Raw genomic sequence first — 15,949 nt, 5'->3', positions numbered from 1 at the left:
TACATAACCTCAGGTTAGATACAAAATGGCCACAATAGTTTATAAACCGCACCTAAAGCCGAGCAATATAGCAATCAGCTATTCAGAACCGCCAACGATCGCAAGAAGTTATCGGCGTTCTGATAGCCGATAACCCGTCCCTGAGGCACTTCCCGTCCTTGCCCATCAAAGAATATGATGCCAGGCGGGCCAAACAGATTGAAACGCTTGAGCATGGCCTTGTCGTCCGCATTGTTGGCGGTGACGTCGATTTGCAGCAATATCATTTCACCGAAGCGCGTTTGCACCCGTGGGTCGGTGAAAGTGAATTTTTCCATTTCCTTGCACGATACGCACCAGTCGGCGTAGAAATCCAGCAATGCCGGTTTGCCATTGGTCTGGGCCAGGGCAGCGTCCAGCTCGGCCACCGATTTGACTCGGACAAATTGCGTATGCGCGCTTTGCTGCGCGCCACCCAAATGCGCCAGCGGCGCCAGCACGTCGCGCCCGCCGCTGATGCCGCCGACCAGCTGCACTACGCCGCACACCATGAACACCACGCCGGAGGCCTTGGCGAACCAGGCAGACGATCTGCCCCACAGCAGGAATGCGCCGTAGCCTATGCCGAGGACTGCCCAGCCCAGCATCTGCGCCAGCACCGGCATCACCGGCGCCACCATCCACAAGGCCACCGCCAGCATCAGCACGCCAAAGAAGCGTTTCACCGATTCCATCCAGGCGCCGGCGCGCGGCAACAGCGAGCCGGCAGAAATGCCGACCAGGATCAAGGGCACGCTCATGCCGACCGCCATCGCAAACAAGGCGCTGCCGCCTATCACCACATCGCGGGTCTGGCTGATATACACCAGGGCGCCAGCCAGCGGCGCCGCCACGCATGGTCCGACAATCAAGGCCGAAATCGCGCCCATCACAAACACGCCGATCAGCTTGCCGGCCGATTGCTGGCCGGAAGCTTGCGTCAACCGGGTCTGGAATGCCGCCGGCAGCTGCAGCTCATAGAAACCGAACATGGAGAGCGACATCAGCACCATCAGCAAAGCGAACGCTGACAGCACCCAGGGATTCTGCAGAGTGGCGGCCAGGCCTTCGCCAGCCAGGCCGGCGGCAACGCCCAGCGCGGTATAAACCAGCGCCATCCCCAGCGCATAGGTCAGCGACAGCAAGAACCCGCGGCGGCGGCTGACCTTGGTGCCCTCGCCGACAATGATCGACGACAGGATAGGCACCATCGGCAGCACGCAAGGGGTAAACGCCAGTCCCAAGCCGAGCAGCAGGAACAGAGGCATGATCACCAGCAGTTTGCCGCCCTTCAGTGACGATTCGATGCGGCCGCTTTCGGTATCGGCCGCAGCGGACGAGAGCGTGCCGCCTGCAGCCTGTACCGCCGCCGCAGGGGCATTGCCGCCGTTGGCTGCAGACGTTGCCTGCGGCGTATCGATGGCGGCGCCGTTGCCTTTGGCGATGCCCATCGCGCTCAGCAGCCCTCCAGCGGCATTGCCGCCGGTCGTGGACAGGCTGGCGCTGGAATCCATGGGCGGATAGCACAAGCCCTTGTCGGCGCAGCCCTGGCCGGTGGAAATCAGCGTGAAGCTGCCGTTTGCCTCGACCGGCAGGCGGATGGTGACGCTGTGATGATAGGTTTCGACATTCTTGTTGAAGGTCTGGTCGAACTTGACGGTGCCGGCCGGAATCTGCGGTTCGCCCAGCGTCGCGCCTTCGGCCTTGAAGTGGAAACGTTCGCGATACATGTAATAACCGTCGGCAATCGCGTAGGTCACTTCGGCGGTCTTGGCGTCGGCCATGCGCGCCGAAAACTTGAAGGCTACTTCCGGCGCCAGGTAATCGTCTTCATCGGCATGCGCCAGGGTAAATGCGAACAGCATGGCGAACAGCACAGACAATTGCTTGAGAGACTTAAACATTCACGTCCTTTTGGGTTTCTGCAGTAATCCAGTCCAGGTAGGCTGGCAAGCCGGCCATGATCGGTAGGGCAATTATTTCCGGTACGGCATACGGATGAGCGGCCTTGATCGCACTTTCCAGCTCCGCATAACGGTGCGCCACGGTCTTGATCAGCAAAGTAGTTTCAAGCGCTTGCTCCACCTGGCCTTGCCAGCGATAGACCGATTGCACCGCCGGCAGGAGATTGACGCAGGCCGCCAGCTTGTGCTCCACCAGTTGCCGCGCCAATGCCTGCGCGCTGGCGAGATCGGGCAAGCTGGTGAGTATAAGCAAGGCATCTGACATAGTCGAACTCTTTGATCTATCCTTACAGCGCATCAGGCACGCAGAACGCAAAAAAGCCAGGCTAGGCCTGGCTTTTGATTTTAACGCAGCTTGGATACTTAAGCTTAGTCAGCTGTCGGTACTTCAGCGTCGTCGCTGATTTCCGGACGGTCCATCAGTTCGATGTAAGCCATAGGCGCGTTATCGCCAACGCGGAAACCCATTTTCAGGATGCGCAGGTAGCCGCCGTTACGGTTTGCATAACGTGGGCCCAGTTCAGCAAACAGCTTCAGGACCATTTCGCGGTCGCGCAGGCGGGCGAATGCCAGGCGCTTGTTTGCCAGGGTGTCGGTCTTGCCCAGTGTCAGGATCGGTTCGATCACGCGACGCAGTTCTTTTGCCTTAGGCAATGTGGTCTTGATTGCTTCGTGACGCAGCAGCGAAACAGTCATGTTGCGCAACATGGCGAGGCGGTGGGAAGAAGTACGATTTAATTTACGAAGGCCGTGACGGTGACGCATGGTAATTCCTTTCAGTTTTTGAGTTTACATCCAGCTCTTCGATCGACTTTGGCATGCTGCCTGGGTCGCGGGCCGGTTGAAATTAAGTGCAACAATGAATACAACAAGGGTAAAACAAATCCAAGGGCGAGATTCTACCCCACCCTTGGCTGAACAACAAATATTACTTTTCCAGGCCTGCAGGCGGCCAGTTTTCCAGCTTCATGCCCAGTGTCAAACCACGGGATGCCAGGACTTCCTTGATTTCGTTCAAGGACTTGCGGCCCAGGTTTGGCGTCTTCAGCAGTTCATTTTCGCTACGCTGGATCAGGTCGCCAATGTAGTAAATGTTTTCCGCTTTCAGGCAGTTGGCCGAACGTACTGTCAGTTCCAGGTCGTCGACCGGGCGCAACAGGATAGGATCGACTTGCGGTGCGCGCGATGGAGCTTCAGCAGCAGCTTCAGTGCCTTCCAGCGCAGCGAACACGTTCAGTTGATCCACCAGCACGCGCGCCGATTGGCGAATCGCTTCTTCCGGAGTGATCACGCCATTGGTTTCAATGTTGATGACCAGCTTGTCCAGGTCGGTACGCTGTTCCACACGCGCCGATTCAACAGCGTAGGAAACACGGCGGACCGGCGAGAACGACGCGTCCAGGATGATGCGGCCGATAGTCTTGTTGGCATCTTCCGTCAGGCGGCGGACGTTGCCCGGCACGTAGCCACGGCCTTTTTCAACCTTGATCTGCATGTCGAGTGCGCCACCGGCAGTCAGGTGGGCAATCACGTGGTCCGGATTCACCAGTTCCACGTCATGCGGCAGATCGATGTCGGAAGCCAGCACAGCGCCTTCGCCATCTTTTTTCAATGTCAGTGTTACTTCGTCGCGGTTATGCAGCTTGAACACGACGCCCTTCAGGTTCAGCAGGATGTCGACTACGTCTTCCTGCACGCCGTCAAGCGACGAGTATTCGTGAACCACGCCGGCGATCGTCACTTCAGTCGGCGCATAGCCAACCATCGACGACAGCAGCACGCGACGCAGCGCATTGCCCAGCGTGTGGCCGTAGCCACGTTCAAACGGTTCCATCACGACTTTAGCGTGGCCGGCACCCAGTGCTTCTACTTCGATAATACGTGGCTTCAACAAGCTGTTTTGCATGAAATGTCCTCTTCAATACCCTCGGCTCGTTACACCGATAAGGCTGATGGCATTAAGGGCGCCGCCGACAATCACTAGGATTGTCAGAGGCACCCTGATGAAACGGCCGCACCTGGAACCAGGCGCAGCCGAAAAACTAAAATTAACGCGAATACAGTTCGACGATCAGCGATTCGTTGACGTCGTTAGCGATTTCGTTACGGTCTGGCAGGGACTTGAAAGTACCTTCCATTTTCTTCGCATCAACCGAAACCCACGATGGCATGCCGCCTTGTTCAGCCAGCGACAGCGCTTCAATGATACGCACTTGCTTCTTGGCCTTTTCGCGAACGGCGATGACGTCGCCGGTCTTCACTTGGTAAGAGGCGATGTTGACTACGTTGCCGTTGACGGTGAACGCCTTGTGCGAGACCAATTGACGGCCTTCAGCACGGGTCGAACCGAAGCCCATACGGTATACAACGTTGTCCAGACGCGCTTCCAGCAAACGCAGCAGTGTTTCGCCGGTGTTGCCCTTGCGACGGTCCGCTTCAGCGAAATAGCGGCGGAACTGGCGTTCCAGGATGCCGTACATACGCTTGACCTTTTGCTTTTCGCGCAATTGGTTGCCGTAGTCGGAAGTACGTGCGCCGGAGGTGCGGCCATGCTGACCTGGCTTGGAATCCAGTTTGCACTTGGAGTCCAGCGAGCGGCGTGCGCTCTTCAGGAACAGGTCCGTGCCTTCACGGCGGGAAAGTTTTGCTTTAGGTCCGATATAACGTGCCACGATGCTTCCTTTTAAAAATATGACGCCGGGACATTACTGTCTTTTGCGGCCGGAATCTGAGTGAATAATCGCCGGCCTGGCGCTAGTCTGATTTACCTTCAACCAGACAGTGGGCTTAAGAACAAAACCCGCCAAGGTCGTTGGCGGGCTACTTGCATACGCTATTGCTGAGCAATAACGAAATCTGTACAGATTCAGATACCAATATCAGATACGGCGGCGCTTTGGAGGGCGGCAACCGTTATGCGGCACTGGTGTGACGTCTTGAATCTGGGTGATCTTGATACCCAGGTTGTTCAACGCACGAACAGCGGATTCACGACCAGGACCTGGGCCCTTGATGCGTACTTCCAGGTTCTTCACGCCACATTCCACAGCCACTTTACCAGCGGCTTCGGCTGCAACCTGCGCTGCAAATGGAGTCGACTTGCGGGAGCCTTTAAAGCCAGCGCCACCAGATGTCGCCCACGACAACGCATTACCTTGACGATCGGTAATCGTGATGATGGTGTTGTTGAAAGACGCGTGGATGTGCGCGATGCCTTCAGCAACGTTCTTTTTAACTTTTTTACGCACACGTGCTGCTGCGGCGTTATTTGGGGACTTTGCCATAATAATTTCCTAGAATCCGACTACCTAAAAACAATCAGTTGCCACGAGACCGTGGCAGCTTAATTATTTCTTCAGCGATTGAGCGGCTTTGCGCGGGCCCTTGCGGGTACGAGCATTGGTACGAGTACGTTGGCCACGGCAAGGCAAGCCTTTGCGATGACGCATACCACGATAGCAACCCAGATCCATCAAACGCTTGATGTTCATCGACAGTTCACGACGCAGGTCACCTTCGACGACGAATTTTGCAATTTCGTCGCGCAGCTTTTCCAGCTCGTTATCGTCGAGATCTTTGATCTTCTTCGTAGTCAAAATACCCGTGCTGTCGCAAATTTCTTGTGCGCGTGGGCGGCCAACACCGTAGATGGCTGTCAAGCCGATGACGGTGTGCTGATGATTGGGGATGTTGACCCCTGCAATACGTGCCATTCGTTATTCCTCGATCAATAACGTTAATTAACCTTGGCGCTGTTTATGGCGCGGTTCCGTACAAATGACGCGAACTACGCCTTTGCGCTTAATGATCTTACAGTTGCGGCAGATCCGCTTGACTGATGCGAGCACTTTCATTTTTGCCCTCTTTCTTCACTAAAATTTGCGGGACAGAGTTAAGCGAAGCGTTACTCTGTCCCCAACACTAATAAAATTAGTTACTTGGTACGGAACACAATCCGTGCCCGGCTTAAATCATAAGGTGTCAATTCTACTGTCACCTTATCTCCTGGCAGGATGCGGATATAGTTCATGCGCATCTTGCCAGAAATATGACCGAGGACGATATGTCCGTTTTCCAACTTGACTCTAAATGTTGCATTAGGGAGATTCTCAAGAATCTCGCCTTGCATCTGGATAACGTCGTCTTTTGCCATTCGGTCTACTGGTTCCTCTGGTCGTTCATCTCAACTTACCGCGTCGAAACGCCGCCCTTGAAATTTGCCTTACGCAGCAGCGAATCATATTGCTGCGACATCACGTAATTCTGTACCTGTGCCATGAAGTCCATGGTGACCACTACGATAATCAACAGCGATGTACCACCAAAATAGAACGGTACCTTCCAGCGAGCGATCAAGAATTCCGGAACCAGACACACTACCGTGATATAGACCGCACCGACCAGGGTCAAGCGCATCAAGATCTTGTCGATATAACGCGCTGTCTGCTCACCTGGACGAATCCCCGGCACAAACGCGCCGCTTTTCTTCAGGTTATCTGCAGTTTCCTTGCTGTTGAATACCAGCGCAGTATAGAAAAAGCAGAAGAACACAATCGCAATCGCATACAGCAAGGCATGAATCGGTTCGCCTGGCGCCAATGAAGCCGCCATATCCTTGAGGAAGTTGACTACCGGATTGGTTGAATCACCGGAAGTAAACCAACTCGTGATTGTCGCAGGAAACAAGATGATCGAGGAAGCGAAGATTGGAGGAATTACACCAGCCATGTTCAGCTTCAGCGGCAAATGACTGCTTTGACCGCCATAAATCTTGTTGCCCACTTGACGCTTGGCATAATTCACCAGAATCTTGCGTTGACCACGTTCGATAAACACCACCAGGTATGTCACGCCGGCCGCGATCAGACAAATCAGGATCGCCGACAAGGCACTCATGGAACCGGTACTTACCTGCCCGAACAACCCACCGATCGCATTTGGCAGACCAGCTGCGATACCTGCAAAAATGATGATCGAGATACCATTACCAAGACCACGCTCGGTAATCTGTTCACCCAACCACATCAAAAACATTGTTCCTGTTACCAGCGTCACAACTGTCGTGAAGCGGAAAGCCAGGCCTGCATCCAGCACCAGGCCAGGTTGCGATTCCAGTGCTACGGCAATCCCCAGGGCCTGGAACGTCGCCAGCAACAGCGTACCGTAACGGGTGTACTGGGTAATCTTGCGACGACCGGACTCGCCTTCTTTCTTCAACGCTTCCAGCTGAGGCGACACAATCGACATCAATTGCATCACGATCGATGCCGAAATATACGGCATGATTCCCAGCGCAAACACGGTGAACCGCGACAACGCACCACCAGAGAACATGTTGAACATGCCCAAAATACCGCCCTGGTGCTGCTTAAACAATTGCGCCAACTGCGATGGATCAATTCCCGGTACGGGAATGTGAGCACCAATACGATATACAACCAATGCAGCAAGCAAGAACCACAGACGGCCCCAAGGGAAGCCGCTCGCAGCACTCTTTGCAAGTTGGGGAGATGTCGCCAATTATTGCTCCATTGCTACGAGTTAGAACGACAAATTAAGCTACGGATCCGCCGGCTGCTTCAATCGCAGCTTTTGCACCTTTGGTAGCGATCAGACCCTTGAGCGTTACCTTTTTGGTGACTTCGCCCGACAGGATGACGCGTACCACTCGTGCCAGCTCGCCGATCACGCCAGCTTGCTTCAACACCAGGATATCAATTTCAGTTACCGGCAGGTTTTCCAGGTCCGACAAGCGAACTTCAGCCTTGAACGGGGTTGCCATCGACTTGAAGCCGCGTTTTGGCAAACGACGTTGCAAAGGCATCTGACCGCCTTCAAAGCCGACTTTGTGGAAACCGCCCGAACGCGATTTTTGACCCTTGTGACCGCGGCCGGCTGTCTTACCGATACCTGAGCCGATACCACGACCAACGCGACGCTTGTAATGCTTGGCGCCATCTGCAGGTTGAATAGTATTCAATTCCATAATTTGCTCCGTTCGCAAGCCTAAGCTTACGACACCACTTTCACAAGATAGGACACTTTATTGATCATGCCGCGCACAGATGGGGTGTCTTGCAATTCGGAAACCGAATTGACACGACGCAGGCCCAGGCCGCGAACTGTCGCGCGATGAGTTTCGCGCGTGCCGATCAAACCCTTGATCAATTGTACTTTTACAGTCTTTGTCATTTTGATCACCTTAGCCCAGAATTTCTTCAACGGACTTGCCGCGCTTGGCAGCAATTTCCGATGGCGTGTTCATCTTTGACAAGCCGTTCAAAGTAGCACGAACCATGTTGTACGGATTGGTCGAACCAGTGGACTTGGCCACAACGTTCGTCACACCCAGTACTTCAAAGATCGCGCGCATTGGACCGCCGGCGATGACGCCAGTACCGTCTTTTGCTGGCAGCATCAGCACCGAAGAGGCGCCATGCTTGCCGGAGATTGCGTGTTGCAATGTACCGTTCTTCAGCGTTACCTTGATCATCTTGCGACGGGCTTCTTCCATAGCCTTCTGCACTGCAACTGGCACTTCTTTCGATTTGCCCTTGCCCATGCCGATACGGCCATCGCCATCACCAACAACAGCCAATGCTGCGAAACCCATGATACGACCACCCTTGACCACTTTGGTCACACGGTTGACCGCGATCATTTTTTCGCGCATGCCATCATCCGGCTTATCGCTTTGCATTTTCGATTGCATTTTTGCCATGACGATTCTTCCTTAGAACTTCAGACCGGCTTCACGGGCGGCATCTGCCAGCACCTTGACGCGGCCGTGGTAACGGAAACCGGAGCGATCAAACGCAACTTCGGTAACTCCTGCTTTCAGTGCCTTCTCGGCAACGCGCTTGCCAACCAGCGATGCAGCTGCCGTATTGCCGCCTGCACCGGACTTGCCGGCCAGTTCTGCACGTACTTCAGCTTCCAGTGTGGAGGCCGAAGCCAGCACTTTAGCGTCAGGGCCGATGATGCTGGCGTATATGTGCAAGTTGGTGCGATGCACTGCCAGGCGGTTCACCTTTAACTCTGCGATCTTGGCACGCGTTTGGCGTGAGCGGCGCAGACGTGATTGTTTCTTATCCATCGTCAACCCCTATTACTTCTTCTTGGTTTCTTTAAGGATTACCACTTCGTCCGAGTAACGAACGCCCTTGCCCTTATACGGCTCAGGTTCGCGGTAAGCACGAACTTCTGCAGCAACCTGACCAACACGTTGCTTGTCGATACCCTTGATCAGGATCTCGGTTTGCGTCGGGGTTGCCACTGTCACGCCTTGCGGCATTTGGTGAACCACCGGATGCGAGAAACCGAGCGACAGATTCAACTTGTCACCTTGTGCTTGCGCACGAAAACCCACGCCAACCAGGTTCAGCTTCTTTTCGAAACCCTTGGTTACGCCATTGACCATGTTGTTGACCAGAGCACGCAAGGTGCCGGACATCGCATTGGCTTCGCGGCTGTCGTCAGCGGCAGCGAAATTCAGCGTGCCGTTGTTGTTTTCGATTTTTACCAGGCCATTCAAAGCCTGGGAAAGCGAGCCCAATGGGCCCTTAACTGTGATCTGCGCTGCTGTAATGGTCGCTTCCGCGCCAGTTGGCAGTGCAATCGGCATTTTACCTACACGAGACATGTTGCACTCCTTAGGCGACGTAGCAAATAACTTCGCCACCGACACCGGTTGCGCGCGCTTTGCGGTCCGTCATGACACCCGCAGGTGTCGAAATAATTGCCACACCTAAGCCGTTCATCACGTTAGGGATGTCATCTTTGCCCTTGTAGATCCGCAGCCCTGGACGGGATACACGATCAAGACGTTCGATAACAGGACGGCCGGCGTAATACTTCAAACCGATTTTGAGTTCCGCTTTGCCGCCTTCTTCTGCGACAGCGAAATCTTCAATGTAACCCTCGTCCTTGAGGACGTTGGCAATCGCAATCTTGACCTTCGACGATGGCATTGCCACGGTTGTCTTGTGAACTACTTGCGCATTGCGGATACGGGTCAGCATATCGGCGATAGGATCGCTCATACTCATTGCATATTCTCCTATTACCAGCTTGCTTTAGTCATACCCGGAATTTCGCCACGCATGGCGATTTCACGGAGCTTAATACGGCCCAGACCGAACTTGCGGAAAGTGCCACGTGGACGACCAGTCAGGGAGCAACGATTACGTTGACGGGTCGGAGCCGAGTTACGTGGCAGCGCTTGCAATTTCAAGCGAGCTTCGTAGCGCTCTTCTTCCGACTTCGATTGGTCATCAATGATTGCCTTTAACTCGGCACGCTTGCCGGCGTATTTCTTTACCAGGTCAGCGCGCTTTTGTTCACGGTTAATCAGTGCCAGTTTTGCCATGGCAACCTCAGTTTCTGAACGGAAATTTAAATGCGGCGAGAAGCGATTTTGCTTCATCGTCGGTCTTTGCAGTCGTCGTGATACTGATATTCATACCACGCAACACATCAATCTTGTCGTACTCAATTTCGGGGAAAATGATTTGCTCTTTCACGCCGATATTGTAGTTACCACGACCGTCAAATGCGCGACCGGAAACGCCACGGAAGTCACGAACGCGCGGCAGCGCGACAGTGATCAGGCGATCCAGGAACTCGTACATCTGAGCGCCACGCAATGTAACCATGCAACCGATTGGATAGCCTTCACGGATCTTGAAACCCGCGATAGCTTTCCGTGCCTTGGTCACGACTGGCTTCTGACCTGCAATCTTGGTCAAATCGCCAACAGCGTGTTCAATGATCTTCTTGTCCGCAATCGCTTCCGACAGACCCATGTTCAGGGTGATCTTCAGGATGCGCGGCACTTCCATTACGGACTTGTAAGCGTATTTCGCTGTCAGGTCGGTAACGACTTTTTCTTTATAGAATTCTTGGAGACGGGCCATGATCTCTTAAACCTTAACAACTTCGCCACTGGACTTGAAAACGCGGACTTTCTTGCCGTCCACGTCTTTAAAACCAACGCGATCTGCCTTGCCAGTTGCAGCGTTGAACAACGCAACATTTGACACGTGAATTGGCATCAACTTGTCAATGATGCCACCAGTTACACCAGTCATCGGGTTCGGCTTGGTTGCTTTTTTAGCAACGTTGATGCCTTCTACGACAACGTGGTTAGCATCAACGCGTTGCTTTACAACACCGCGCTTGCCCTTGTCTTTACCAGTCAGGACGATTACTTCGTCGCTTTTCCGAATCTTATCCATCTCGACTCCTTACAGCACTTCAGGCGCGAGCGACACAATCTTCATGAAGCGCTCAGTGCGCAGTTCACGAGTGACTGGTCCAAAAATACGCGTACCAATTGGCTCAAGCTTCGCGTTCAGCAGCACTGCTGCATTGCCATCGAACTTGACCAGCGAACCATCTTGACGGCGAACGCCTTTAGCGGTCCGCACGACAACGGCGTTATAGATCTCGCCTTTTTTGACGCGACCACGTGGCGCTGCCACTTTGACGGTAACCTTGATCACATCACCAATGCTGGCATAGCGACGCTTGGAACCACCCAGAACTTTGATGCACATAACTTCGCGTGCACCAGTGTTGTCGGCTACTTCGAGCCGGCTTTCCGTTTGAATCATAATATTTTCTTTCCCAACTTAACTCGCTGCCGCACGATGCGGATTTACGGTCAGTCTTGGTCCTGTCAGGGCAACTCTGCTGAGCGCACTGCTTAGGTGGACGACTTCCAAAACTTCTTGCTAGATACTGCAGGGTGTTCATTTCGCTCTTGTCGGAAGCCAACAGGAGCGAAGCCAAGCATTATTACATCAAAATGCTTGGCTCGCAACAAATACTTACAGGACCTGTGCCACTTGTACCACACGTGTCACGCTCCAAGCTTTAGTCTTGGAGATTGGACGTCCTTCTTGGATCTCGACTACGTCGCCTTCCTTGGCCTGGTTGGTTTCGTCATGTGCATGGTACTTGTTGGTACGCACGATGATTTTGCCATACAGAGGATGCTTGACGTGGCGTTCGATCAGGACGGTAACAGTCTTGTCCATTTTATCGGACACAACTTTACCAACCAGCGTGCGCTTGAGCGCTTGTTTCACTTGATCGTTCATTACAGGGCGCCCTTCGAATTGATGACGGTCTTGACCCGTGCTATATCGCGACGAACTTTTTTCAATTGCGACGTATTGCTCAATTGCTGAGTAGCGATTTGCATGCGAAGGCTAAACTGCGCCTTCAGCAATTCGTTCAGCTCTTTCGTCAAGGCCGCTTGATCTTTGTCGCGGAGTTCAGATGCTTTCATGTTTAACTCCAATTATTGGCCAATTTGACGCACGACGAACGTGGTCAACAATGGCAATTTAGCTGCAGCCAAACGGAATGCCTCGCGCGCCAGTGTTTCATCGACGCCATCCATCTCGTACAGCATTTTACCTGGCTGGATTTCAGCCACGTAGTACTCGGGATTACCCTTACCGTTACCCATACGGACTTCGGCAGGCTTTTGCGAAATTGGCTTATCCGGGAAAATGCGAATCCAGATACGACCACCCCGTTTGATATGACGGGTCATTGCGCGACGAGCTGCTTCAATCTGACGCGCGGTGATACGACCGCGGCCAATCGCCTTCAAGCCAAATTCGCCGAACGACACGGCAGTGCCGCGCGAATGCGAAATGCCTTTGTTGCGGCCCTTTTGCTCTTTACGATATTTTCTGCGTGCTGGTTGCAGCATGATTATTCTCCTGCTTTCTCAGCCGGCGCAGCAACAGCAACACCTTCAGCAGCGCCATCCGGCTTCTTGGCACGGGCTGGACGCGCAGCTGGCGCTCCTGGACCTGCCGTTGTAGTTTTAGCACGTGGACGACCAGCTGGTTTGCCATCATCACGACGTGGACCACGGCGTTTCTTGTCATCGTCGTTAGGTACGTCGATTACCGGCGCATCGCCGTTAGCCAGACGATCACCCTTGTAAACCCAGACTTTGATGCCGATAATGCCGTATGTGGTTTCAGCTTCGCCGAAACCGTAGTCGATGTCAGCGCGCAGTGTGTGAAGCGGTACGCGACCTTCGCGGTACCATTCGGTACGTGCGATTTCGATACCGTTCAGACGACCGGACGACATGATCTTGATCCCTTGCGCGCCCAGACGCATTGCGTTCTGCATCGCACGTTTCATCGCGCGGCGGAACATGATGCGTTTTTCGAGCTGTTGCGCGATCGAGTCAGCGATCAGTTGTGCGTCGATTTCAGGTTTACGAATTTCTTCGATATTAACGTGAACCGGCACACCCATCAGCTTGGTCAGCGCGGACTTCAGTACTTCGATGTCCTCGCCTTTTTTACCGATAACGACACCAGGACGCGAGCTGTAAATCGTGATGCGTGCGTTCTTTGCAGGACGCTCGATAACAACGCGGCCGACCGATGCGTTCTTCAGTTTTTTCTTGAGGAAAGCGCGTACTTTCAGATCTTCGCCGAGCATTTGGGCAAAATTGCTATTGCCTGCATACCAGCGGGATCCCCAGTTACGTGTAACCGCAAGGCGAAAACCGGTTGGATGAATCTTCTGTCCCATCGTGACTCCTTAGTTTCCGACAGTCACGTAAATGTGACAGGATTGCTTCGAGATACGATCGCCACGGCCTTTAGCACGCGCTGTGAAGCGCTTGAGGACCGAACCTTTTTCCACATATATCGTCGTGACTTTCAGCTCGTCGATATCAGCACCGTCATTGTGTTCGGCATTCGCAATTGCGGATTCCAGAACACGCTTGATGATAGCTGCACCTTTTTTCGGGCTGAAGGCCAGGATGTTAAGTGCGTGATCAATTTTTTTGCCGCGAATCAGGTCGGCGACCAGACGGCCCTTTTGGGCCGACAGGCGCACGCCGCGGAGGGTAGCTTTAGTTTCCATCATCGGACCTTATTTCTTAGCCTTCTTATCAGCAGCATGACCCTTGAACGTACGGGTCAGCGCGAATTCGCCGAGCTTGTGACCAACCATGTTCTCGGACACATATACCGGGACGTGTTGTTTGCCGTTATGCACAGCAATCGTCAGGCCGATAAAATCCGGCATGATGGTCGAGCGACGGGACCAAGTCTTGATTGGCTTTTTGTCTTTGACCGCTTGCGCAGTTTCAACTTTTTTCACCAGATGGGCGTCGCAGAACGGCCCTTTTTTCAATGAACGTGTCATGTGTTACCCCTTATTTCTTGCCACGGCGCGAGACGATCATGGAAGTAGTACGCTTGTTGCTGCGTGTCTTCTTACCCTTCGTCTGTTGACCCCATGGCGAAACTGGATGACGACCAGCTGCGGTCTTGCCTTCACCACCACCGTGAGGATGGTCGACCGGGTTCATGACCACACCGCGAACGGTAGGACGAACACCACGCCAACGCATCGCACCCGCTTTACCGATCTTGCGCAGGCTGTGTTCGGCATTGCCGACTTCACCTACGGTAGCGCGGCATTCGATGTGAACGCGGCGGACTTCACCGGAACGCAAACGAATCTGAGCGTAAGTACCTTCACGGGCCATCAGCACAACGCCGGCGCCGGCGGTACGGGCCATCTGGGCACCCTTACCTGGCAGCATTTCGACGCAATGCAGAATCGTACCAACCGGAATGTTGCGGATTGGCAGGCAGTTGCCGGATTTGATCGGCGCTTCCGAGCCGCTCATTACCTGGTCGCCTACAGCCATGCCTTTAGTGGCGATGATGTAGTGACGTTCGCCGTCGGCGTAGCACAACAGGGCGATATTCGCAGTGCGGTTTGGATCGTATTCGATACGTTCCACTTTCGCAGGAATGCCATCCTTGGTGCGCTTGAAGTCGATCAGGCGGTAATGTTGCTTATGACCACCGCCGATGTGGCGAGTAGTGATATGACCGTTGTTGTTACGACCAGCTGTTTTCGACTTCTTCTCGATCAGGGCAGCAAATGGACGGCCTTTGTACAGGTCGGGATTAACGACCTTGACCATGCCACGGCGGCCCGGCGAGGTTGGTTTAACTTTAACGAGTGCCATTATTTAGCCTCCTCGGTGAAGTTGATCTCTTGACCCGGCTTCAAGCATACGAATGCGCGGCGGGTATGGTTGCGGCGGCCCATGGACTTGCCGCTACGCTTTTGTTTACCCAGGCGATTGGCAACTTGTACCGACTCGACTTGAACTTTGAAGAGCAGTTCGACAGCAGCCTTGACTTCCAGCTTGGTAGCGTCTGGTGCGATACGGAAAACGACTTGCTCGTTCTTCTCCGCAACCATCGTTGCCTTTTCGGAAATCACCGGCGCCAGCAACACTTTCATCAAGCGTTCTTCGCTATGTTTAATTGCGTTCATGCCAGCATCTCCTCAATCTTCGCCAAAGCCAGCTTGGTGATCAGGATCTTCTTGTAGAACACAAGCGATACTGGATCAGCGTGACGCGGCTCGCATACCAGGAAACCTGGCAGGTTGCGCGACGCCAACAACAGGTTTTCTTCCAGGTTGTCGGTAATCACCAACACGGAATCCAGACCCATGGTCTTCAGCTTTTGTGACAGCAACTTGGTCTTTGGCGCTTCGACCGAGAAATTCTCGACGACCGACAGACGACCTTCGCGTGCCAACTGCGACAGAATCGAGCAGAGACCTGCGCGATACATCTTCTTGTTTACTTTGTGCGTGAAGTTTTCATCAGGCGAGTTCGGGAAAATCCGACCACCGCCGCGCCACAGTGGCGAAGACGACATACCGGCACGAGCGCGGCCAGTACCCTTTTGGCGCCATGGCTTTTTAGTCGTGTGATGAACTTCTTCACGGTCTTTTTGCTTACGGTTACCGCTGCGAGCGTTAGCCTGGTAAGCAACTACGACCTGGTGAATCAGGGCTTCGTTGTAGTCGCGGCCGAAAATGGTATCCGGAGCAGCAACGTTCGAAGCAGCTTGACCTTGGTCATTCAGGAGCTTGAGTTCCATGAA

Annotated in this window: 29 protein-coding genes; all 29 read right to left on the bottom strand. The window is 53.8% G+C overall.

Annotation, left to right across the window (positions count from 1 at the left end):
* Nucleotides 1-74 precede the first annotated feature (74 nt).
* The 29 genes from dsbD to rplD all read right to left on the bottom strand — a co-directional run bounded on the left by dsbD (nt 75) and on the right by rplD (nt 15,946).
* Nucleotides 75-1,922 (bottom strand): protein-disulfide reductase DsbD, encoded by a 1,848-nt coding sequence (dsbD, locus tag CFter6_RS03065; RefSeq protein WP_061538673.1) that lies wholly within the window; start codon nt 1,920-1,922, stop codon nt 75-77.
* On the bottom strand, nt 1,915-2,247 hold the full coding sequence (gene cutA, locus CFter6_RS03060; RefSeq protein ID WP_061538672.1) for a divalent-cation tolerance protein CutA: 333 nt from the start codon (nt 2,245-2,247) through the stop codon (nt 1,915-1,917). Before cutA ends, dsbD begins: the two co-directional genes overlap by 8 nt.
* Nucleotides 2,248-2,351: 104 nt before the next feature.
* Complete coding sequence (gene rplQ / locus CFter6_RS03055) at nt 2,352-2,747, bottom strand: 50S ribosomal protein L17 (RefSeq protein ID WP_038484690.1); 396 nt, start codon at nt 2,745-2,747, stop codon at nt 2,352-2,354.
* A 163-nt stretch (nt 2,748-2,910) separates the two neighbouring features.
* The gene (locus tag CFter6_RS03050; protein WP_014004419.1) at nt 2,911-3,888 is read right to left on the bottom strand and encodes a DNA-directed RNA polymerase subunit alpha; all 978 of its coding nucleotides are present in this window, start codon (nt 3,886-3,888) and stop codon (nt 2,911-2,913) included.
* A gap of 142 nt (nt 3,889-4,030) precedes the next feature.
* Complete coding sequence (rpsD, locus tag CFter6_RS03045) at nt 4,031-4,654, bottom strand: 30S ribosomal protein S4 (protein ID WP_061538671.1); 624 nt, start codon at nt 4,652-4,654, stop codon at nt 4,031-4,033.
* A 207-nt stretch (nt 4,655-4,861) separates the two neighbouring features.
* Entirely contained in the window at nt 4,862-5,266 is a 405-nt protein-coding gene (rpsK, locus tag CFter6_RS03040) for a 30S ribosomal protein S11 (protein WP_014004417.1), read from the bottom strand.
* Nucleotides 5,267-5,329: 63 nt separating this feature from the next.
* Nucleotides 5,330-5,695 (bottom strand): 30S ribosomal protein S13, encoded by a 366-nt coding sequence (gene rpsM, locus CFter6_RS03035; RefSeq protein ID WP_014004416.1) that lies wholly within the window; start codon nt 5,693-5,695, stop codon nt 5,330-5,332.
* A 27-nt stretch (nt 5,696-5,722) separates the two neighbouring features.
* The gene (gene rpmJ / locus CFter6_RS24865) at nt 5,723-5,836 is read right to left on the bottom strand and encodes a 50S ribosomal protein L36 (RefSeq protein WP_014004415.1); all 114 of its coding nucleotides are present in this window, start codon (nt 5,834-5,836) and stop codon (nt 5,723-5,725) included.
* Nucleotides 5,837-5,916: 80 nt separating this feature from the next.
* Nucleotides 5,917-6,135: a translation initiation factor IF-1 gene (gene infA / locus CFter6_RS03030; RefSeq protein WP_014004414.1), complete on the bottom strand. Its 219-nt coding sequence runs from the start codon at nt 6,133-6,135 to the stop codon at nt 5,917-5,919.
* 35 nt (nt 6,136-6,170) lie between these two features.
* Nucleotides 6,171-7,502: a preprotein translocase subunit SecY gene (gene secY, locus CFter6_RS03025; protein ID WP_014004413.1), complete on the bottom strand. Its 1,332-nt coding sequence runs from the start codon at nt 7,500-7,502 to the stop codon at nt 6,171-6,173.
* A 34-nt stretch (nt 7,503-7,536) separates the two neighbouring features.
* Nucleotides 7,537-7,968 carry a 50S ribosomal protein L15 gene (gene rplO / locus CFter6_RS03020; RefSeq protein WP_041741099.1) on the bottom strand — a complete coding sequence of 144 codons (432 nt, stop codon included), beginning with the start codon at nt 7,966-7,968 and terminating at the stop codon, nt 7,537-7,539.
* 26 nt (nt 7,969-7,994) lie between these two features.
* The gene (gene rpmD / locus CFter6_RS03015) at nt 7,995-8,174 is read right to left on the bottom strand and encodes a 50S ribosomal protein L30 (RefSeq protein WP_041742931.1); all 180 of its coding nucleotides are present in this window, start codon (nt 8,172-8,174) and stop codon (nt 7,995-7,997) included.
* A gap of 10 nt (nt 8,175-8,184) precedes the next feature.
* Complete coding sequence (gene rpsE, locus CFter6_RS03010) at nt 8,185-8,703, bottom strand: 30S ribosomal protein S5 (protein WP_014004410.1); 519 nt, start codon at nt 8,701-8,703, stop codon at nt 8,185-8,187.
* 12 nt (nt 8,704-8,715) lie between these two features.
* Nucleotides 8,716-9,078 (bottom strand): 50S ribosomal protein L18, encoded by a 363-nt coding sequence (rplR, locus tag CFter6_RS03005; RefSeq protein ID WP_041741098.1) that lies wholly within the window; start codon nt 9,076-9,078, stop codon nt 8,716-8,718.
* A gap of 12 nt (nt 9,079-9,090) precedes the next feature.
* Nucleotides 9,091-9,624 (bottom strand): 50S ribosomal protein L6, encoded by a 534-nt coding sequence (rplF, locus tag CFter6_RS03000; RefSeq protein ID WP_041741097.1) that lies wholly within the window; start codon nt 9,622-9,624, stop codon nt 9,091-9,093.
* A gap of 10 nt (nt 9,625-9,634) precedes the next feature.
* Nucleotides 9,635-10,030 (bottom strand): 30S ribosomal protein S8, encoded by a 396-nt coding sequence (gene rpsH, locus CFter6_RS02995; RefSeq protein WP_014004407.1) that lies wholly within the window; start codon nt 10,028-10,030, stop codon nt 9,635-9,637.
* A 14-nt stretch (nt 10,031-10,044) separates the two neighbouring features.
* Nucleotides 10,045-10,350: a 30S ribosomal protein S14 gene (gene rpsN, locus CFter6_RS02990; protein WP_014004406.1), complete on the bottom strand. Its 306-nt coding sequence runs from the start codon at nt 10,348-10,350 to the stop codon at nt 10,045-10,047.
* Nucleotides 10,351-10,357: 7 nt separating this feature from the next.
* Entirely contained in the window at nt 10,358-10,897 is a 540-nt protein-coding gene (rplE, locus tag CFter6_RS02985; RefSeq protein WP_061538670.1) for a 50S ribosomal protein L5, read from the bottom strand.
* A gap of 6 nt (nt 10,898-10,903) precedes the next feature.
* Entirely contained in the window at nt 10,904-11,218 is a 315-nt protein-coding gene (gene rplX / locus CFter6_RS02980) for a 50S ribosomal protein L24 (RefSeq protein ID WP_061538669.1), read from the bottom strand.
* Nucleotides 11,219-11,227: 9 nt separating this feature from the next.
* A complete protein-coding gene (rplN, locus tag CFter6_RS02975; RefSeq protein ID WP_014004403.1) occupies nt 11,228-11,596 on the bottom strand; it encodes a 50S ribosomal protein L14 in 369 nt (122 codons plus the stop codon).
* Between the two features lie 216 nt (nt 11,597-11,812).
* A complete protein-coding gene (rpsQ, locus tag CFter6_RS02970; protein ID WP_014004402.1) occupies nt 11,813-12,085 on the bottom strand; it encodes a 30S ribosomal protein S17 in 273 nt (90 codons plus the stop codon).
* Nucleotides 12,085-12,276, bottom strand: coding sequence for a 50S ribosomal protein L29 (rpmC, locus tag CFter6_RS02965; protein ID WP_014004401.1), 192 nt, complete (start codon nt 12,274-12,276; stop codon nt 12,085-12,087). The genes rpsQ and rpmC overlap by 1 nt, the downstream gene beginning before the upstream one ends.
* A 12-nt stretch (nt 12,277-12,288) precedes the next feature.
* Complete coding sequence (gene rplP, locus CFter6_RS02960; protein ID WP_014004400.1) at nt 12,289-12,708, bottom strand: 50S ribosomal protein L16; 420 nt, start codon at nt 12,706-12,708, stop codon at nt 12,289-12,291.
* 2 nt (nt 12,709-12,710) lie between these two features.
* The gene (gene rpsC, locus CFter6_RS02955) at nt 12,711-13,553 is read right to left on the bottom strand and encodes a 30S ribosomal protein S3 (RefSeq protein WP_014004399.1); all 843 of its coding nucleotides are present in this window, start codon (nt 13,551-13,553) and stop codon (nt 12,711-12,713) included.
* Between the two features lie 9 nt (nt 13,554-13,562).
* On the bottom strand, nt 13,563-13,895 hold the full coding sequence (rplV, locus tag CFter6_RS02950) for a 50S ribosomal protein L22 (RefSeq protein WP_205631437.1): 333 nt from the start codon (nt 13,893-13,895) through the stop codon (nt 13,563-13,565).
* Between the two features lie 6 nt (nt 13,896-13,901).
* Nucleotides 13,902-14,177 (bottom strand): 30S ribosomal protein S19, encoded by a 276-nt coding sequence (rpsS, locus tag CFter6_RS02945; RefSeq protein WP_014004397.1) that lies wholly within the window; start codon nt 14,175-14,177, stop codon nt 13,902-13,904.
* Nucleotides 14,178-14,187: 10 nt separating this feature from the next.
* Nucleotides 14,188-15,015 (bottom strand): 50S ribosomal protein L2, encoded by an 828-nt coding sequence (gene rplB / locus CFter6_RS02940; RefSeq protein WP_014004396.1) that lies wholly within the window; start codon nt 15,013-15,015, stop codon nt 14,188-14,190.
* A complete protein-coding gene (gene rplW, locus CFter6_RS02935) occupies nt 15,015-15,329 on the bottom strand; it encodes a 50S ribosomal protein L23 (RefSeq protein WP_014004395.1) in 315 nt (104 codons plus the stop codon). The genes rplB and rplW overlap by 1 nt, the downstream gene beginning before the upstream one ends.
* The gene (gene rplD, locus CFter6_RS02930) at nt 15,326-15,946 is read right to left on the bottom strand and encodes a 50S ribosomal protein L4 (RefSeq protein ID WP_014004394.1); all 621 of its coding nucleotides are present in this window, start codon (nt 15,944-15,946) and stop codon (nt 15,326-15,328) included. The genes rplW and rplD overlap by 4 nt, the downstream gene beginning before the upstream one ends.
* Between the last annotated feature and the right edge of the window lie 3 nt (nt 15,947-15,949).

The organism is Collimonas fungivorans, assembly GCF_001584145.1.
Classification (GTDB): Bacteria; Pseudomonadota; Gammaproteobacteria; order Burkholderiales; family Burkholderiaceae_D; genus Collimonas; species Collimonas fungivorans.
The sequence above is the reverse complement of the archived record's forward strand: the minus strand, read 5'-3'. Positions and strand labels throughout refer to the sequence as shown.

Coding starts and splice junctions, on each gene's coding strand:
- rplB (WP_014004396.1), bottom strand. CDS start 15,015: ATGGCACTCGTTAAAGTTAAACCAACCTCGCCGGGCCGCCGTGGCATG.
- cutA (WP_061538672.1), bottom strand. CDS start 2,247: ATGTCAGATGCCTTGCTTATACTCACCAGCTTGCCCGATCTCGCCAGC.
- rpmJ (WP_014004415.1), bottom strand. CDS start 5,836: ATGAAAGTGCTCGCATCAGTCAAGCGGATCTGCCGCAACTGTAAGATC.
- rpsH (WP_014004407.1), bottom strand. CDS start 10,030: ATGAGTATGAGCGATCCTATCGCCGATATGCTGACCCGTATCCGCAAT.
- rplO (WP_041741099.1), bottom strand. CDS start 7,968: ATGGAATTGAATACTATTCAACCTGCAGATGGCGCCAAGCATTACAAG.
- rplQ (WP_038484690.1), bottom strand. CDS start 2,747: ATGCGTCACCGTCACGGCCTTCGTAAATTAAATCGTACTTCTTCCCAC.
- CFter6_RS03050 (WP_014004419.1), bottom strand. CDS start 3,888: ATGCAAAACAGCTTGTTGAAGCCACGTATTATCGAAGTAGAAGCACTG.
- rpsE (WP_014004410.1), bottom strand. CDS start 8,703: ATGGCAAAAATGCAATCGAAAATGCAAAGCGATAAGCCGGATGATGGC.
- dsbD (WP_061538673.1), bottom strand. CDS start 1,922: ATGTTTAAGTCTCTCAAGCAATTGTCTGTGCTGTTCGCCATGCTGTTC.
- rplN (WP_014004403.1), bottom strand. CDS start 11,596: ATGATTCAAACGGAAAGCCGGCTCGAAGTAGCCGACAACACTGGTGCA.
- rplD (WP_014004394.1), bottom strand. CDS start 15,946: ATGGAACTCAAGCTCCTGAATGACCAAGGTCAAGCTGCTTCGAACGTT.
- rpmC (WP_014004401.1), bottom strand. CDS start 12,276: ATGAAAGCATCTGAACTCCGCGACAAAGATCAAGCGGCCTTGACGAAA.
- rpsN (WP_014004406.1), bottom strand. CDS start 10,350: ATGGCAAAACTGGCACTGATTAACCGTGAACAAAAGCGCGCTGACCTG.
- rpsK (WP_014004417.1), bottom strand. CDS start 5,266: ATGGCAAAGTCCCCAAATAACGCCGCAGCAGCACGTGTGCGTAAAAAA.
- rplX (WP_061538669.1), bottom strand. CDS start 11,218: ATGGATAAGATTCGGAAAAGCGACGAAGTAATCGTCCTGACTGGTAAA.
- rplW (WP_014004395.1), bottom strand. CDS start 15,329: ATGAACGCAATTAAACATAGCGAAGAACGCTTGATGAAAGTGTTGCTG.
- rpsM (WP_014004416.1), bottom strand. CDS start 5,695: ATGGCACGTATTGCAGGGGTCAACATCCCCAATCATCAGCACACCGTC.
- infA (WP_014004414.1), bottom strand. CDS start 6,135: ATGGCAAAAGACGACGTTATCCAGATGCAAGGCGAGATTCTTGAGAAT.
- rplV (WP_205631437.1), bottom strand. CDS start 13,895: ATGATGGAAACTAAAGCTACCCTCCGCGGCGTGCGCCTGTCGGCCCAA.
- rpmD (WP_041742931.1), bottom strand. CDS start 8,174: ATGACAAAGACTGTAAAAGTACAATTGATCAAGGGTTTGATCGGCACG.
- rpsC (WP_014004399.1), bottom strand. CDS start 13,553: ATGGGACAGAAGATTCATCCAACCGGTTTTCGCCTTGCGGTTACACGT.
- rplR (WP_041741098.1), bottom strand. CDS start 9,078: ATGGATAAGAAACAATCACGTCTGCGCCGCTCACGCCAAACGCGTGCC.
- rplF (WP_041741097.1), bottom strand. CDS start 9,624: ATGTCTCGTGTAGGTAAAATGCCGATTGCACTGCCAACTGGCGCGGAA.
- rplE (WP_061538670.1), bottom strand. CDS start 10,897: ATGGCCCGTCTCCAAGAATTCTATAAAGAAAAAGTCGTTACCGACCTG.
- rplP (WP_014004400.1), bottom strand. CDS start 12,708: ATGCTGCAACCAGCACGCAGAAAATATCGTAAAGAGCAAAAGGGCCGC.
- rpsS (WP_014004397.1), bottom strand. CDS start 14,177: ATGACACGTTCATTGAAAAAAGGGCCGTTCTGCGACGCCCATCTGGTG.
- rpsQ (WP_014004402.1), bottom strand. CDS start 12,085: ATGAACGATCAAGTGAAACAAGCGCTCAAGCGCACGCTGGTTGGTAAA.